The 15830-nt window shown below is 63.8% G+C and carries 17 protein-coding genes and 1 tRNA gene; 5 read left to right on the top strand and 13 right to left on the bottom strand.

Features of this window, described 5'->3' with window-relative positions:
• Positions 1 to 109: 109 nt before the first annotated feature.
• The 10 genes from rmuC to rpsM all read right to left on the bottom strand — a co-directional run bounded on the left by rmuC (position 110) and on the right by rpsM (position 9563).
• Positions 110 to 1543 (bottom strand): DNA recombination protein RmuC, encoded by a 1434-nt coding sequence (gene rmuC, locus SPHS8_RS09520; protein WP_201515273.1) that lies wholly within the window; start codon positions 1541 to 1543, stop codon positions 110 to 112.
• 63 nt (positions 1544 to 1606) lie between these two features.
• Complete coding sequence (locus SPHS8_RS09515; RefSeq protein ID WP_201515272.1) at positions 1607 to 2779, bottom strand: aminotransferase; 1173 nt, start codon at positions 2777 to 2779, stop codon at positions 1607 to 1609.
• 218 nt (positions 2780 to 2997) lie between these two features.
• Positions 2998 to 4557, bottom strand: a complete 1560-nt coding sequence (gene guaA / locus SPHS8_RS09510; RefSeq protein ID WP_097090684.1) for a glutamine-hydrolyzing GMP synthase — start codon at positions 4555 to 4557, stop codon at positions 2998 to 3000.
• 42 nt (positions 4558 to 4599) lie between these two features.
• Complete coding sequence (locus SPHS8_RS09505) at positions 4600 to 5853, bottom strand: TCR/Tet family MFS transporter (protein WP_201515271.1); 1254 nt, start codon at positions 5851 to 5853, stop codon at positions 4600 to 4602.
• 217 nt (positions 5854 to 6070) lie between these two features.
• A complete protein-coding gene (locus SPHS8_RS09500; RefSeq protein WP_236575059.1) occupies positions 6071 to 6640 on the bottom strand; it encodes a hypothetical protein in 570 nt (189 codons plus the stop codon).
• A gap of 48 nt (positions 6641 to 6688) precedes the next feature.
• Positions 6689 to 6862 (bottom strand): hypothetical protein, encoded by a 174-nt coding sequence (locus SPHS8_RS20415; protein ID WP_236575058.1) that lies wholly within the window; start codon positions 6860 to 6862, stop codon positions 6689 to 6691.
• A 62-nt stretch (positions 6863 to 6924) separates the two neighbouring features.
• Complete coding sequence (rplQ, locus tag SPHS8_RS09495; RefSeq protein ID WP_097090687.1) at positions 6925 to 7350, bottom strand: 50S ribosomal protein L17; 426 nt, start codon at positions 7348 to 7350, stop codon at positions 6925 to 6927.
• A 198-nt stretch (positions 7351 to 7548) separates the two neighbouring features.
• Entirely contained in the window at positions 7549 to 8610 is a 1062-nt protein-coding gene (locus SPHS8_RS09490) for a DNA-directed RNA polymerase subunit alpha (RefSeq protein ID WP_097090688.1), read from the bottom strand.
• 120 nt (positions 8611 to 8730) lie between these two features.
• The gene (gene rpsK / locus SPHS8_RS09485; RefSeq protein WP_004208752.1) at positions 8731 to 9120 is read right to left on the bottom strand and encodes a 30S ribosomal protein S11; all 390 of its coding nucleotides are present in this window, start codon (positions 9118 to 9120) and stop codon (positions 8731 to 8733) included.
• 74 nt (positions 9121 to 9194) lie between these two features.
• On the bottom strand, positions 9195 to 9563 hold the full coding sequence (gene rpsM / locus SPHS8_RS09480) for a 30S ribosomal protein S13 (RefSeq protein ID WP_097090689.1): 369 nt from the start codon (positions 9561 to 9563) through the stop codon (positions 9195 to 9197).
• Between the two features lie 456 nt (positions 9564 to 10019).
• On the opposite strand from rpsM, the gene SPHS8_RS09475 reads away from it, so the two are divergent.
• Positions 10020 to 10550, top strand: a complete 531-nt coding sequence (locus SPHS8_RS09475) for a hypothetical protein (RefSeq protein ID WP_201515270.1) — start codon at positions 10020 to 10022, stop codon at positions 10548 to 10550.
• 602 nt (positions 10551 to 11152) lie between these two features.
• Here SPHS8_RS09475 and SPHS8_RS09470 read toward each other — a convergent pair.
• The 3 genes from SPHS8_RS09470 to SPHS8_RS09460 all read right to left on the bottom strand — a co-directional run bounded on the left by SPHS8_RS09470 (position 11153) and on the right by SPHS8_RS09460 (position 12196).
• Positions 11153 to 11407 (bottom strand): 3TM-type holin, encoded by a 255-nt coding sequence (locus tag SPHS8_RS09470; protein WP_443018581.1) that lies wholly within the window; start codon positions 11405 to 11407, stop codon positions 11153 to 11155.
• Positions 11408 to 11414: 7 nt separating this feature from the next.
• Positions 11415 to 11954 carry a glycoside hydrolase family 108 protein gene (locus SPHS8_RS09465; protein WP_201515268.1) on the bottom strand — a complete coding sequence of 180 codons (540 nt, stop codon included), beginning with the start codon at positions 11952 to 11954 and terminating at the stop codon, positions 11415 to 11417.
• Between the two features lie 165 nt (positions 11955 to 12119).
• Positions 12120 to 12196: transfer RNA gene (locus tag SPHS8_RS09460), tRNA-Pro, on the bottom strand.
• Positions 12197 to 12381: 185 nt separating this feature from the next.
• Here SPHS8_RS09460 and yajC point away from each other — a divergent pair.
• Genes yajC through SPHS8_RS09440 form a run of 4 tightly spaced genes read left to right on the top strand, consistent with a single transcriptional unit; the run spans position 12382 to position 15723 of the window.
• Positions 12382 to 12717 carry a preprotein translocase subunit YajC gene (yajC, locus tag SPHS8_RS09455; RefSeq protein ID WP_201515267.1) on the top strand — a complete coding sequence of 112 codons (336 nt, stop codon included), beginning with the start codon at positions 12382 to 12384 and terminating at the stop codon, positions 12715 to 12717.
• Between the two features lie 7 nt (positions 12718 to 12724).
• Entirely contained in the window at positions 12725 to 14323 is a 1599-nt protein-coding gene (secD, locus tag SPHS8_RS09450; protein WP_201515266.1) for a protein translocase subunit SecD, read from the top strand.
• A gap of 18 nt (positions 14324 to 14341) precedes the next feature.
• The gene (gene secF, locus SPHS8_RS09445) at positions 14342 to 15328 is read left to right on the top strand and encodes a protein translocase subunit SecF (RefSeq protein ID WP_201515265.1); all 987 of its coding nucleotides are present in this window, start codon (positions 14342 to 14344) and stop codon (positions 15326 to 15328) included.
• On the top strand, positions 15325 to 15723 hold the full coding sequence (locus tag SPHS8_RS09440) for an Mth938-like domain-containing protein (RefSeq protein ID WP_328805327.1): 399 nt from the start codon (positions 15325 to 15327) through the stop codon (positions 15721 to 15723). The genes secF and SPHS8_RS09440 overlap by 4 nt, the downstream gene beginning before the upstream one ends.
• The last annotated feature ends 107 nt before the right edge of the window (positions 15724 to 15830 follow it).

Raw genomic sequence — 15830 nt, 5'->3', positions numbered from 1 at the left:
AGGGGAGATTGGTGGCGGATGCAATGTCGCGGAGTTCGGAAACGGCTTGCCGCAGCGAACGCGGAACGGCTGGCTCTATCCTCCCGCCAGGGGGAGAGGGTAAGCAGCTTTACTCCGCAGCGTCCGCCATCGCCTCCGGCAACGCCCGCACCGCTTCAGGAGAGGCTGGTTCCCGCACCAACGCTTCCACCGGTTCCAGCGCCTCCAGCTCCCGTCCGCCGGTCTCGATATTGAGGTCGCGCAACTTGCGGCCCGTCACCAGCACACGGCCTTCGAAGCTGCCGACGAACGCATTATAGTCGCTCACCGCCCCCGTCAGCCGATTGCCGAGCTTCTTGAGCGATCCGGCCGCGCCCGCCAGCCGCTCGTACAATTCCTTGCCGAGCGCGCCGATCCGCTTGGCTTCGTCCGCCATCTTCTCCTGCCGCCACACTGCCGCGACGGTGCGGGCGATGGCGATGAGGTTGGTGGGCGTCGCCAGCAGCACGCGCTTGCCAAAGGCGTGGTCCCACAGCTGCGGATCATGCTCCAGAGCGGCGGAAAGGAAATGTTCGCCCGGCACGAACATGATGACATAGTCGGGCGCTTCGTCGAACTGATCGGCATAGCTTTTGCGCCCCAGCGTCTCGACATGCGCCCGCATCGCGGCAGCATGGGCGGACAGCAGCCGCTTGCGCTCTTCCTCGCCTTCCGCGCCATAGGCGTCCTGATAGGCGTTCAGCGACACCTTCGCGTCGATCACCAGCGCCCGGCCGCCGGGAATGCGCACGATCGCGTCAGGCCGCAGCCGCCCATCCTCGCCCTCCACGCTGACTTCGGTGCGGAAGTCGACATGTTCGGAAAGCCCGCACGTCTCCAGCACATTGCGCAGCTGCTGCTCGCCCCAGCGGCCCCGCGCCTTGGGGGCATGGCGCAGCGAATCGACCAGCCGCTGCGCTTCGGCGCGCACGGCTTCCTGGCCCGACTTCATCGACTCGATCTCGCCGCGCAATATGCCGTAAGCCTCGGTGCGCTGCTGCTCGATCTGGCTGATCTTCTGGTCGTAGCGCTGGATCGTCTCGTTGACCGGATGCAGCAATTGCTTGAGCTGCGCCTCACTCTTCTCATGCGCCTGCGCCAGCCGCTGGTCCGCGCGCTCCAGGAAATGGCTCTGCGCCTGATGCAGCAGCTTGCCGCCAATCTCGCTGAACTGCGCCGACAACTGCTCCTTCGCATCCTTCAGCGCCACGATCTGCGCCTCGAAAGCTTCCGCCCGCGCCTGCGCCTCGGATCGCAGCGCCGCAAGCTCCCGCTCGGCAAGTCCCCGCGCCGCCCGCTCATCCTCCAGCCGCTGCGCCAGCACGCCTGCCTGCGCGGCCCGGTCCTGCGCCACAACCAGCTCTTGCAGGGCGCCGTTCCGCTGCGCCTCCGCCTGGGTCAGCCGCGACGTCAGCTCTGCCTTCTCCGCCGCCAAAGGCGCCAGCGCCTTGCCGCGAAACAGCCAGCCGAGCCCCAGCCCCGCGACCAGGGCGGCCAGACTGAGAATGATGGCTAGGCTGTCCATGAAGATCCCCCTGTGGAACGAAAGGTGAACCTAGCCGCCTGGCCATCAGGCCGCAAGAGCTAGTTACCCCACCGCCTCGCGAAAGTGGCAAAGGCGCGCCACCGCCTCGTCGATCACCGCATCGCTCTTGGAAAAGCACAGCCGGACCAGATGCTTGACCGCCGCATCGGGATAGAAGGCGGAAATCGGGATCGCCGCCACCCCAGCCTCGCCGATGATCCGCTCGCAAAACGCCACATCGTCCAACGCGATGCCTGACCCGCGAAGATCGAGTGTGACGAACCAAGTCGCGGCGCTCCGCTGCACATCATATCCGCCCGCGCGCAAGCCATCGACCAGCCGGTCGCGCGAAGCCTGATAGCCCGCCCGCATGGCCGCAAACCAGTCATCGGGTTTCGCCAGCCCGACCGCCGCCGCCCATTGCAGGTTCGGCGCGCTGGTAAAGGTCAGGAACTGGTGCGCCCGCCCCAGCAATCGCGCCACGGGCGCCGCCGCGCACATCCAGCCGATCTTCCAGCCGGTGAGCGAGAATATCTTGCCAGCCGATCCGATCTTCACCGTCCGCTCCGCCATGCCGGGGAAGCGCATCAGTGGCTGATGGGTACGGCCGTCGAAGGTCACATGCTCCCACACCTCGTCGCAAATGGCGATCAGGTCATGTTCGATGCAGAAGGCTGCCAGCATCGCCAGCTCGGCCTCGGCCATGATACTGCCGCTGGGATTGAGCGGATTGTTGAGGATCAGCAGGCGGGTGCGCGGCCCGACCGCTGCCTCCAGCGCCTCTCGCGTCACTCGCCAGTCGGGCGGCGTCAGCCTGATCACCCGAGCGACTCCGCCCGCGCGCTCCACCAGCGGCAGATAGGCGTCATAAAGCGGCGCGAGCAGCAGCACCTCGTCGCCCGGCTGCACCAGCGCGAACAGGCTGGCCGCAATCGCTTCGGTCGCGCCGGAAGTGACGATCACCGCTTCGGGCTCAAGCGCCAGCCCCTGATGCCGCCCATAATGCGCCGCCACCGCCGCCCGCAATTCCGGCAAGCCGCCACTTGGCGGATATTGGTTGGACCGGGTCAACAAGGCGTCTGCGGCCGCGCGCAATATGTCCTCGGGCCCTTGCGCATCGGGAAAGCCTTGGCCGAGGTTGATCGCACCCGTCTCGCGCGCGCGGGCGGACATTTTCTCGAAGATGGTGGCGGGCATGTCCCGATAGACGGGATGGCCCAGAGGCGCGCTGGTCATGGCGCGAGACTATCGTGCGCAACTGCCGGAGTATAGCGCGCTGGAAAACGTCAACTCATCTAACCCCGTTCGGGCTGAGCTTGTCGAAGCCCTCCACTTCTTCAAGCGGAAGAGCGGAAGTAGCGAACGCCACTCGGGAGAGGCTAGCTCTCACCCACGGCACATCCCGGTGCCGAATAAACCGGAGGACCGCCCCCCGGAAGGTCATGTTATCCGGGCTATTCCCACTCGATCGTGCCCGGCGGCTTCGATGTATAATCGTAAACCACGCGGTTGATGCCCTTGACCTCATTGATGATCCGCGTCGCCACGCGGCTGAGGAAGGAGGCGTCGAACGGATAGATGTCCGCCGTCATGCCATCGGTCGATGTCACCGCCCGCAGCGCGCAGACGCTGTCATAGGTGCGATGGTCGCCCATCACGCCGACCGTGCGCACCGGCAGCAGCACGGCAAAGGCCTGCCAGATCGCGTCGTACAGCCCGGCGTTCCGGATTTCCTCCAGATAGATGAGGTCCGCCTTGCGCAGAATGTCGCAACGTTCCTTGTTCACCTCGCCCGGAATGCGGATCGCCAGGCCAGGGCCGGGGAAGGGGTGACGCCCCACGAACACCTCGGGCAGGCCAAGCTCACGGCCCAGAACCCGGACTTCGTCCTTGAACAGCTCGCGCAGCGGCTCGACCAGCTTCATGTTCATGCGCTCGGGCAGGCCGCCGACATTATGGTGGCTCTTGATCGTCACCGAAGGCCCGCCGGTGAAGCTCACACTCTCTATGACGTCGGGATACAGCGTCCCCTGCGCCAGGAAAGCCGCGCCGCCGATCTTCTTCGCCTCATCCTCGAACACGTCGATGAAGGTCTTGCCGATGAACTTGCGCTTGGCCTCGGGGTCGGTGACGCCCTCCAGGCCCTTCATGAACAGCGTCTCGGCATTCACATGGACGAGCGGGATATTGTAGCTGCCCCGGAACAGGCTCACCACCTGCTCGGCTTCCCCGCTGCGCATCAGGCCATGGTCCACGAAGACGCAGGTCAGCTGGTCGCCGATCGCCTCATGGATCAGCACGGCCGCAACGGCACTATCGACGCCGCCGGAAAGGCCGCAGATCACCTTGCCATCACCCACCTGCTCGCGGATCTCGGCGATCTTGGTCGCGCGGAACTCGGCCATGGTCCAATCGCCCTTCAGGCCGCAGACATGGCGCGCGAAATTGGCGATCAGCTTGCCGCCATCGGGCGTATGCACGACTTCGGGATGGAATTGCGTGGCGTAGAAGCGCTTTTCCTCATTCGCCGTCATCGCAAAGGGCGCGCCTTCGCTCACTGCTACCACTTCGAAACCGGGGGCAAGGCTCGTCACCTTGTCGCCATGGCTCATCCACACCTGATGCCGTTCGCCTTCGGCCCACAGGCCGTCGAACAGGGCGCAGCGCTTCTTGATCTCGATGAAGGCGCGGCCGAACTCGCCGCTTTCGCCGCCTTCGACATTGCCGCCCATCTGCTGCATCATCGTCTGCTGGCCATAGCAGATGCCCAGGATCGGGATGCCCGCGTCGAAGAAGGACTGCGGCGCGCGCGGGCTGTCTTCCCACATCACCGAAGACGGTCCGCCCGACAGAATGATGCCCTTGGGCTGCATCCGCTTGAACGCCTCATCGGCGCTATTGAACGGCGCGATCTCGGAATAGACGCCCGCCTCGCGCACGCGGCGCGCGATCAGCTGCGTCACCTGGCTGCCGAAATCCACGATAAGGATGGAATCCTGAAGGGGCAGCGTCATCGAATCGCCTTTACGAACCGGAGGAAATGGGATGCCGCGCGGTTAGTGCGCTTGGCTCCTCTTGTCCAGCGAAGGCACGGCCTGCGCCCGTCCCGCTGCCCAGCCAAGCAGCGCCGCGCCGCCCAACACCGCCGCCGCGATGAGGAAGGCGCTGCCGATGAAGGGCAGCACCGGCCGCTCACCCACCGATATGGAATAGATCGCGCCGAAGAAGATCGGGGAAAGGACCCCGGCGATTGATCCCACACTGTTGTTCGCGCCCTGCAACTGCCCTTGTTCGGACTCGGACACGCGCTGCGTCATCAACGACTGGATGGTCGGCATCGCCAAGCCCCAGAAAGCGCTGGGGAATACGGCCGCGATGAACATCTCCTCGGTTGGCGCAAGGCCCATCATCGCCAGGCCCAGCGCGCCAAAGGCAAGGCCGATCACCATCGTCCGCCGATCGCCCAATCGCTTCGTCACCGGCCCGACGAGCAGCCCCTGTACGCTCATGTCCAGCGCGCCGACCAGCGCGAACAAGGTGCCGACCTGCCATGGGCCCCATCCGTAGCGATCGCCTGCATAGAGCACGAACACCGCCGAAAACAGGTGATGCGCGAAATGCAGCAGGAAGTTGACCGTGGCGAGGCTCGACAGCTCGGGATGCGACCGCAGCAGCCTCAACGCGCCAAACGGATTGGCCCGCTTCCACGAAAAGGCCATCCGCTTCTCAGGCGCCAGCGACTCAGGCAAGACGATCAGGCCATAGAGGAAGGCGAGGGCGGAAAATCCCGCCGCTGCCCAGAATGGCGCCCGCACCGAAATTTCGCCCAGCATGCCGCCCAGCAGGGGCCCGGCGACGAACCCGCCGCTGAACGCCGCGCCGATCAGGCCATAGCCGCGCGCCCTTCTTTCGGGCGGCATGATGTCGGCCATATAGGCGAAGGTCGATGTGAAGCTGGACGACGTTACGCCCGCCAATATGCGCCCCAATGCCAGCCACCACAGATTGGGCGCGAGCGCCATCAGCAGGAAGTCGAGCGCCAGCCCCGCCACCGAAATCAGGATCACTGGCCGCCGCCCGAAACGATCGGACAACGATCCGATGATGGGCGAGCACAGGAACTGCATCACCGCCCACAGCGCGACCAGCAGGCCGTTCCACAAGCCGATATTATTCGTCGATCCCGTCAGCTCCTCGATCAGCTGGGGCACGACCGGGATGACGATGCCCATCGACATCACATCGAGCAGCGCCGTCAGCAGAATGAAGACGATCGCAGCAGTGCGGGGAGGGGCGGGGGTTGACGACATGATGGCCCGCCTACCCGATTCCCACTCCGCGTGGAACCGCCGGAATCATAATGGGCGATAATTTACGAATTAGGCTCGAAAGATCGTGTGAGATGCGTCGGGGCAGCAGGCAGATGGCCTGATCTACTGACGCGAAAATTCGGCGACGGGTATATGATCAGGCCATGTTCTGGTGCAGCAGGACCGGATCGCTTCCTGCCCCTAGCTTTCGGCGCCGCTATCGCGCGGACGGCCCGCGAGGGATATTCAATTTGACGATGCGGCCATTCGCGACCGAGCAGGTGAAGTGGAGCGTCTTGCCATCGGTCGCGTGCCAGCTGGATCGGGCGTCGATGTCCCCCTCCACCTCATAACCGTCGCGGCTTTCCCGCGGCTCCTGCACTTGCCGAACCTCCGCAAAGCCGCCGTCCCGCTCTGCCTCCTCGCGCGCGGCAACCGCGCATTCGGTGGTGGCCTCTTCCCGCTCCCGATCCGCCCAGGCGTCCTGCGTTGGTGCCGAGGGATCGCCATCACGCCCGGCTCTCGCATCGGTCTGCGCCTGCTCATACGGCTCGCCGGTGACGTCGGAAAAATCATCATCCGCGCGCGGCTGCGTTGACGGCCTGTTGTCCCGCTGCTCTCCTCCGACAAGGTCATCGTCCGCGTAACCCTCATCCTGCGGCTGGCGGTCATCGGCTCGCGGATATCCGTAGTCCGATCCCTGCTCAGACTGGGCCATCGCCGCGCCGTTCACCAGCAATGCCGCGCCCAGCATCGCTCCCGTCATCCACCCCGCCTTGCCGCTCATGCCATCGCTCCTCTCCAGATGCGCCGCTGGTCTAGGCTTCCCCGGCTGTCACATGGCTGAACGCAGGGCACGGCTCGTCGCGGATATCGGGGTGGCAAAGGCATAGCCCCCGTCCTGTACCGCGATCAGCTCGTCCACCGGCCTCCCCGGCTCATGGCCAGCCGGAATGCGCATATTTTCCCATTTTCTCGCCCCGAAAAACAAAACAGGCTGCGGCTTCATCGAGCCGCAGCCTGTTTCTCAATCCATCAGCCCGCTTTCAGGAAGCGCGCCCTTGCCTCTGATCAGGCCGCTTCCAGCTCGTCCGCGTCAGCGTTCTGAACCGGGCCCGAATCCTTGCCCTTGGCATCGACGTCGCGATCGACCAGTTCGATGATCGCGATCGGCGCAGCGTCCGAAGCGCGGATGCCGGCCTTGATCACGCGGGTGTAGCCACCGTTGCGATCCTTGTAGCGCTCGGCCAGAACTTCGAACAGCTTGGTCAGCTGCGTGTCGTCCTGCAGACGGGCATGGGCCAGACGGCGGTTCGATAGGCCACCCTTCTTGGCGAGGGTGATCAGCTTTTCGACGTAGGGACGCAGTTCCTTCGCCTTGGGCGTGGTCGTCAGGATTTGCTCATGCTTGATGAGCGAAGCGGCGAGGTTGCGGAGCAGCGCGTTACGATGCCCGGCGCTGCGCTGCAGCTTACGATGACCAACCTTGTGACGCATAAGTCTTTCCTTCCGTTCGTTAAGGGCCCGTATGAGGTAGCCCAGACCAGGCGGTGTTAAGGGCCACCGCCCACCAGCCCATTTTCGTCATCCCAGCGGAAGCTGGAATCTCGCGCCGCTAGGTCGCCCATAGCGGCCTGAGGCCTCGTAGGGAGGCACGTGACTCCCTGCGACATCCGCTGGGGCGACGGGTCGGATTTAACCCAGCAGCTCCTGTTCGAGCTTCTTGGCCATTTCCTCGATATTTTCCGGCGGCCAGCCGGGAATGTCCATGCCCAGGCGCAGGCCCATGGACGACAGCACTTCCTTGATTTCGTTCAGCGACTTGCGGCCGAAATTGGGGGTGCGCAGCATCTCGGCTTCGGTCTTCTGAACCAGATCGCCGATATAGATGATGTTGTCGTTCTTGAGGCAGTTGGCCGAACGGACCGACAGTTCCAGTTCGTCCACCTTCTTGAGAAGATAGCGGTTGATCTGGTTCGTGTCGCTCTCGCCTTCCGCGGCAGCCGAAGCAGCAGCGCCAGCAGCCGGAGCGGCGACGGGCAGGGCGTCTTCGAAGTGGACGAACAGCTGCAATTGGTCCTGCAGGATGCGGGCGGCATAAGCCACTGCGTCTTCCGGCGTGACGGTGCCGTCGGTTTCGACGGTCAGCGACAGCTTGTCATAGTCCAGTTCCTGGCCGACGCGGGTATTGTCGACCTTGTAGGCGACCTGGCGCACCGGCGAATAGAGCGCGTCGATCGGGATCAGGCCGATCGGCGCATCGGCCGGACGGTTGGCGACGGCGGGGACATAGCCCTTGCCGACGTCGGCGGTCAGTTCCATGTTCAGCGTCGCGCCCTGGTCCAGGTGACAGATCACCAGGTCGGGGTTCATCACTTCGATGTCGCCAACGGTGGTGATGTCGCCCGCGCGCACTTCGGCGGGGCCGGTCGCGGACAGCTGGAGACGGCGAGGGCCATCGCCTTCCATCTTCAGCGCGACCTGCTTGATGTTGAGGACGATGTCCGTCACATCTTCACGCACGCCGGCCAGCGACGAGAATTCGTGGAGCACGTTCTCGATCTTGATCGAGGTGACCGCCGCGCCCTGGAGCGAGGACAGAAGAACCCGGCGCAGCGCGTTGCCGAGCGTCAGGCCGAAACCGCGCTCCAGCGGCTCGGCAACGAAGGTCGCCTTGCGCCTGCCGTCGCCCGCCGCCTTGATCTCAAGGCTGTTGGGCTTCTTCAATTCCTGCCAGTTCTTCATGTTGACAGTCATGTATTTCCCCTGGGGATGAGGCCGGAACGTTTGAAATCCTGAACCCGACAGGACCGCCCGGCGATGTAAATGGGTTAAACGGGCGGCGCGTCCGCCGCCCGGAAAACGCAAGCCCGGCGGTTACACGCGGCGGCGCTTGGAAGGACGCACGCCATTGTGCGGGATCGGCGTCACGTCGCGGATCGATGTGATGTGGAAGCCGACGGCCTGCAGGGCGCGCAGAGCCGATTCACGGCCCGAGCCCGGACCCTTCACTTCGACTTCCAGGGTGCGCACGCCATGTTCGGCGGCCTTGCGGCCCGCGTCTTCGGCGCAAACCTGCGCGGCGTACGGGGTCGACTTGCGGCTGCCCTTGAAGCCCATCATGCCGGCCGAGGACCAGCTGATCGCATTGCCTTGGGCGTCGGTGATGGTCACCATCGTGTTGTTGAAGCTGGCGTTGACGTGCGCGACGCCGGCCGAGATGTTCTTGCGCTCGCGCCGCTTAATGCGCTGTGGTTCGCGTGCCATGTTGCTCTATCCTACTGAAATCGTTGAAAGCGGAAGTGACCGGAGGACCATGCCAAAAGGCTGGCCCTCAACGATTACTTCTTCTTGCCGGCAATCGGCTTGGCCTTGCCCTTGCGGGTGCGCGCATTGGTGTGCGTGCGCTGGCCGCGAACCGGCAGGCCCTTGCGGTGACGCAGGCCGCGATAGCAGGCGAGGTCCATCAGGCGCTTGATGTTCATCGCGGTTTCGCGGCGCAGGTCGCCTTCCACCGTGTGATCGGCGTCGATGGCTTCACGGATCTGCAGGACTTCGGCATCCGACAGGTCCTGAACGCGACGGCTGTGGTCGATGCCCAGCTTGTCGGCGATCGCAACCGCGGTGTGACGGCCGATGCCGTGGATGTAGGTGAGCGCGATGATCACGCGCTTGTTGGTCGGGATGTTGACACCCGCAATACGTGCCATGGTAATCTGTACTCCTGCTCCACGGGGCGGTTGGCGCCACCCCATCTCAAAGCGTCCGGGCCGAGCCCTAGAAGGACTGCGGCCGATTCGATAGACCCCGAGACGCAAAAAAGACGGCCAGTGCCATGCACTGCCGCTCACCAGCGTGTCCGGGATGGCTGTGCCCCTAGCGATTCGCCGGGAAACTGTCAATCGGCGAGCGCCTCATGACCGGGTATTCTGGATGGCGCACTGCCATCCCCCTCCCGCAAGCGTTCAAACGAGGCGCGTGACTCGTTTGAAGGGTAGGGGGTGGGCTAGTGCAACGCTGATGCAATGAAAAGAACCTCGCTCCCGCTCTCGCCACCCTAGGCTGCGGCGGGGTGGATGTTCCTTCCCTCCGATCTCGCAACCCACCAACAGAAAAATGCTTTTCCCGGTTGAACCCGTTCCGTGCCCTCGGGCATTGAGGGACCCATGCGTACGATCCCCGCCTCCGCCGCCCTTGCATCCCTGCTCCTTCTCCCCGCTTGCGTCAGCGCCCCTGACGCGCCGCCTCCACGGCAAGCAGCCCCGCGCCCGTCGCCGCCGCCCTCGGCCAGCGCGCCTCTGCCGACACCTGCGCCGGTCGAATGGCAATATCGCCCGGCAACGCCCGGCACATGGAGCTACCGCGCCGAGGGCTCAGGTTCCGTCGCCGCTTTCTCCAGCCCCGCATCGGGCACGCTGCTGTCCGTCCGGTGCGATCCCGCTGCCGGGCGCGTCAGCGTCCTGCGCACGGGGGCAGGGCAGGGGAGCCTCACGATCCGCACCAGCAATGGCGCGACCAGCTGGCCCGCCACACCGGGCGGCGCCGGCACGCTGGCCGTTCGCGCCGCGAGCGACACGGTGCTTGATCAGATCGCATATAGCCGTGGCCGCTTTGCCGTGGAGGCGCAGGGGCTCGACACCTTGATCCTCCCCGCCTGGGCAGAGGTCGGCCGCGTCATCGAAGACTGCCGCCGCTAAAGAGCAGATCAGTCTCTCACCGCATCATCTTGTGGGGAAATCATCGCCAAGGCACCAGATCGGCTTTTCAGGCGGACGCGCAAGTATGATTCGAAAAAAGAAATTTACAAGTCTTGATCGTGCGTCCCGTCTGATTCACAGTCCATTTCGTGGCCAGGTGAAAGGTCGATTTTTGAGCCGGGTCGCGCGGGCTTAAACAAGCGAAAGGAGGTGATCCGATGTCTCATGGTTCAGCAGTGAGGTCGGTCAAGTCCATTCGGGAAACGCGCCGCTGAGCGACGTCATAACGTCGGTTTTTGCAGACATCGAAACAGCCTCCGCCGCGACATGTCGCGAACGGGCGTTCCTTGTCCGCCAAGATAGCGCGATCAACGTTTCCCTTGGGCCGCACTTCCGGCCACTGTGACCATGTCAATGATGGGCCGCTGGGTCGATCTGCCCAGCGGCCCCTCTCATTTATGGAGTTTGGTTGCAAACCGTTGAGGCTGGAGCGCAACCAGAGCCCCTCCCGCTTCAGGGGTCGGCCAGAGGCACGTGACTCTGGCCGAGGTGCCGAGCGAAGCGATGGCGGGAGAGGGCGGCAGCGCTCAAGACGCTCCCAATTACCGCTCCACCCCCTTAACCTTCCCCCATGTCCGCGCCGCGGTATATCCAAGATAGCCCGTACCGAACAACGCATAGAGCGGCTCGGGCAACGCCTCGAAATAGCCCCGCATTGCCCGGACGATCGCCGCCGCGCCGTCCGGCCAGACCCCGCCGATCAAGCCCACCGGCACCGACCAGAGCAGCAGGCCATACATGACGTAGAGAAAGGCAGGCCGCGCCCGCAACGTCCAGCGATCGGCCCCCCCGTGCACATGACGCCTAACCAACGCGGTTCGCCAGCCAGCCATAGAGAAAGGCTTCGTTGGCGGGCCTGCTCTCCGCCAGTGCCAGATAGCGCTCCCCCTGCAACGCCTCGATCGCCTTCAGCAGCACCTTCTCCCCAGCCTTGCCGCGCAAGGCCATGAAGGCCTTCAACGCCGCTAAGGTCTTTGCGCCGATGACGCGGTCGACCTTGAGGTCCGGATAATCCTTCTGGTTCCGATTTAGCGCGTTGAGCGCCCGCTGCAGGAAGCCGGTCGCCGTCGCCGCGCCCATGTTGACCGCGCTGTCGAACAGTTCGGCGGCAATCTCCGGCACCATCTCCGCGACGAAGGCATAGCCTGGCCTCTCCCAGTAGAGCCGCCGATAGATGCTCTCCGCCAGCGCGCGGGGCAGCCGCCGCATGTCGCCCGCATAGCCGTTGGCGCGCGCGACTGCTTCCGTGATCCCGAAATTGGTTGCCCCGCCGCGATCGGCTGGATGGTGACTGAAGCCGCCCTCGCGCGCGATCACCTCGTCGATCAATGCCGCAATATCCATCAACCCGCCTCCTTCATCGAATGAGGCAGGGCATTTATCCCATCTGGTTAGCTGTAGGACAGCGCAAAATCGCTCGCCACGCCAAAAATAGGAAAATAGGAAAGGGCACGAAGCATGGAGCCGATTTTGAAAATCGGCTTTTCTCGCTACTTCATTCATGAATTTTGGTCGGGACGAGAGGATTCGAACCTCCGACCCCCACACCCCCAGTGTGATGCGCTACCAGGCTGCGCTACGTCCCGACCGGAGCGGCGGCACATAGAAGCAGTTTTCAGAACATGCAAGCCTCTCGGCAAGCCTTTTCGCGCCTTTCTTCCTTCCCTAATGATATTGCCTCCCTGTCCCGATCTGTGTTAGCCGCGCGCCCTTGATCCGCAGGCATTTGCCTGTCTGCGGCCGGACAAGAGAATAAGGCGATAGTCCCATCATGTTCATTACCCCAGCCTTTGCCCAGACCGCGGGCGAGCAGTCTTCCGGCGCATCCATGCTGGTGCAGATGGCGCCGCTCGTTCTCATCTTCGTCGTCTTCTACTTCCTCCTGATCCGTCCCCAGCAGAAGCGGATGAAGGAGCATAAGGCGAAGATCGACGCGGTGAAGAAGGGGGATCAGGTCGTCACCGGGGGCGGCCTGGTGGGCAAGGTGGCCCGCGTCGATGAATTTTATGTCGATGTCGAGCTCGCGCCGGGCATGAAGGTGAAGGCGGTCAAGTCGACGCTCACCGATGTCGTCGACCCGGCCACTGCCAAGCCAGCGAACGACTGACCGCCCGATGCTGAACTTTTCGCGCTGGGCTGTCGCGGCAATCCTGCTGCCCCTGGTTATCGGTATCGTCTGCGCAATCCCCAGCTTCCTGCCGGATGCGGCGGTGCAGCGGCTGCCCGGCTTCATGCAGACCCGGGTGAACCTGGGCCTTGACCTCTCCGGCGGCAGCCATCTTCTCCTCGAAGCGTCCACGCAGGACGTTGCGAAGCAGCGCCTCGCCAATATGGAAGAGCAGGTCCGTACCGAGCTTCGCCGCGGCACGCCGCGCATCGCGATCGGTGATATTTCCAGCCGTGACGGCAAGCTCAGCTTCATGGTGCGCGATCCGTCGCAGGTTGATGCCGCGGTCGAGCGCATCCGACCGTTGACGCAGGGTGCGGGACTGACCGGCCAGCGCGACTTCAATGTCGAGGTCGTGAACAGCTCGACCGTTGTCATCACGCCGACCGAGGCCGGGATCGACAATGCGGTCAAGAGCGCCATGGAAGTGGCGACCGAAGTCATCCGCAAGCGCATCGACGAAATGGGCACGCGCGAGCCGACCATTCAGCAGCAGGGTGGCAACCGCATTGTGGTGCAGGTGCCTGGGCTTCAGAACCCCAAGGCGTTGAAGGACCTGCTCGGCCAGACGGCCAAGCTGGAATTCAAGCTGGTCGATACCAGCGCTAACCCGTCGGAAGTTGCGCAGGGCCGCGCACCTGTCGGCAGCGAAGTGCTGCCTTATCCCAATAATCCCTCAGGGATTCCGGCGATCGCGGTCAAGCGACAGGTCATGGTGTCCGGGGAGGACCTGACCGACGCAACGCAAGGATATGACCAGAGCAACCAGGCAATCGTCAATATCCGCTTCAACGGGTCAGGCGGGCGCAAGTTCGGTCAGGTGACGTCGCAAAACGTCAACCGTCCTTTCGCGATCATCCTTGACGGCACTGTATTGTCTGCGCCGAATATCAACGAGCCCATCCTCGGCGGCTCTGCCCAGATCAGCGGCAGTTTCACCGTCGAAAGTGCGAACCAGTTGGCCATCGCCCTGCGATCGGGCAAGCTGCCTGTTGCTCTGACCGTGGTGGAAGAGCGCACGGTGGGCCCGCAATTGGGTGCCGATTCGATCCGGGCGGGTTTACTGGCATCGGTTATCGCCGTGGCCGCGGTCGCTGCGTTCATGTTCGTCAGCTACGGTCGTTTCGGCATGTATGCGAACCTCGCCGTCGCCATCAACGTGCTCGTGATCCTTGGCGTCATGGGCATGCTGGGAGCGACATTGACCTTGCCGGGGATCGCGGGCTTCGTGCTCACCATTGGTACTGCCGTGGACGCCAACGTCCTTATCTACGAACGCATCCGGGAAGAGAGGCGTCGTGGGCGCGGCGTCGTTCAAGCGATCGAGTTCGGCTATAAGGAAGCCAGCCGCACCATCTTCGAAGCGAACGTCACCCATGCGATCGCAGGAGGCATCATGCTCGCGCTTGGGTCAGGGCCGGTCAAAGGCTTCGCGATCGTTCTGCTGATCGGCATCGCGACCAGCGTGTTCACCGCCGTGACCTTCACCCGCCTGCTCGCGTCCCGCTGGCTTCGCGCCAAGCGTCCGACCGAGATCCATATCTAAGGGGCCGGGAGAGAACCCATGAAACTTCTAAAGCTCGTCCCCGACAACACGAATATCGGCTTTGTGAAGCTGCGCCATTGGGCTTTCGCCCTAACCGCGCTGCTCACCGTTCTGGCCGTCGGCGCCACGATCCATCGTGGCCTCAATCTTGGCGTCGATTTTGTCGGCGGGTTGATGATCGAGGCCAAGTTCCAGCAGCCTGCGGAACTCGACCGGGTGCGCACGACGATCGACCGGCTTGGCGTGGGCGACGGATCGCTCCAGCAATTCGGTGACCCCAAGACGGTGCAGATCCGCCTTCCCCTTCCAGAAGAAGGTGGCGCGGGTGCGGCCAACGCGATTGTCGAGAAGGCGCGCAAGGCGCTCAGTGCGGAGTTCCCCGGCGTCGCCTTCTCCCGTTACGACACCGTGTCGGGCAAGGTTTCGGGCGAGCTGATCCAGAATGGCGTGCTGGCCGTCATGCTCGCGGTGATCGGGATCGCGATCTTCTCCTGGTTCCGCTATGAATGGCAGTTCGGCGTCTCCACCTTTGTCGCGATCATGCACGACGTGCTGATGACGCTCGGCTTCTTCGCGATCACCCAACTGGAATTCGACCTCAACATCGTTGCGGCGGTCCTCACGATCGTCGGCTATTCGATCAACGACAAGATGGTGATCGACGACCGCATCCGCGAAAATATGCGGAAATATCGCAAGATGGACATGAAGGCGTTGATCGATCTGTCCGTCAACGAAACGCTGCCTCGCACGGTGATGACATCGGTCACGATCATGTTGGCATTGGGCGCCCTGCTGCTCTTCGGTGGTCATGTGCTGCGTGGTTTCACCGCTGCCATGATGCTCGGCATCGTGGTCGGCACCTATTCTTCGGTCTATGTGTCCTCCTCGCTTCTGATCACGCTAGGTCTGTCGCCGCAGGTGGGAGAGAAGAAGGCGGGCAAGACGAATATCGCAGCGCAAGCCGAACGCATGGGCCCGCGCGACGACGGGGCGCGGCCCTGACCGACAAGCGCACCGGCATCGAACTGCGCCGCGATGACACGGGGCAGGGGCCGATCGTTACCGGTTTTTCCGGCAGGGGCTTTCGCGTCAAGGACGATGTCTTTCCGGACGGGCTGCTGCTCACCCCGGCCAAGGCCTTGCGATGGAGCGATGCTCCTGCGCCTGAACAGCTGACGCTTGCTGCCTTGGGCGATCTGCTGACGATTGATCCGCTGCCTGAATTCCTGTTGCTCGGGACTGGGGCGGGCTTGCGCCAGCCACCGCGCGGCTTTGTGCGCGAACTGGAAAATATGGGCATTGGCGTCGAAGCGATGGACAGCCGCGCGGCGGCTCGCGCGTGGGGCGTGTTGCGCGCCGAGGAGCGCTGGATAGTGGCGGCTCTCCTGCCACTTTGACGGGCGGCACTCGTCCGCGTCTCTATGTCATTGGATTTCTGGCCCCGTCTTGCGCTTTGCGTGGCATCCGCATAGTCTGACGCCAAGTTCCGTCACCTGTCGGTGCC

This window comes from Sphingobium sp. S6, assembly GCF_905120495.1.
Classification (GTDB): domain Bacteria; phylum Pseudomonadota; class Alphaproteobacteria; order Sphingomonadales; family Sphingomonadaceae; genus Sphingobium; species Sphingobium agri.
This window is presented reverse-complemented; position numbering and strand designations above follow the sequence as displayed.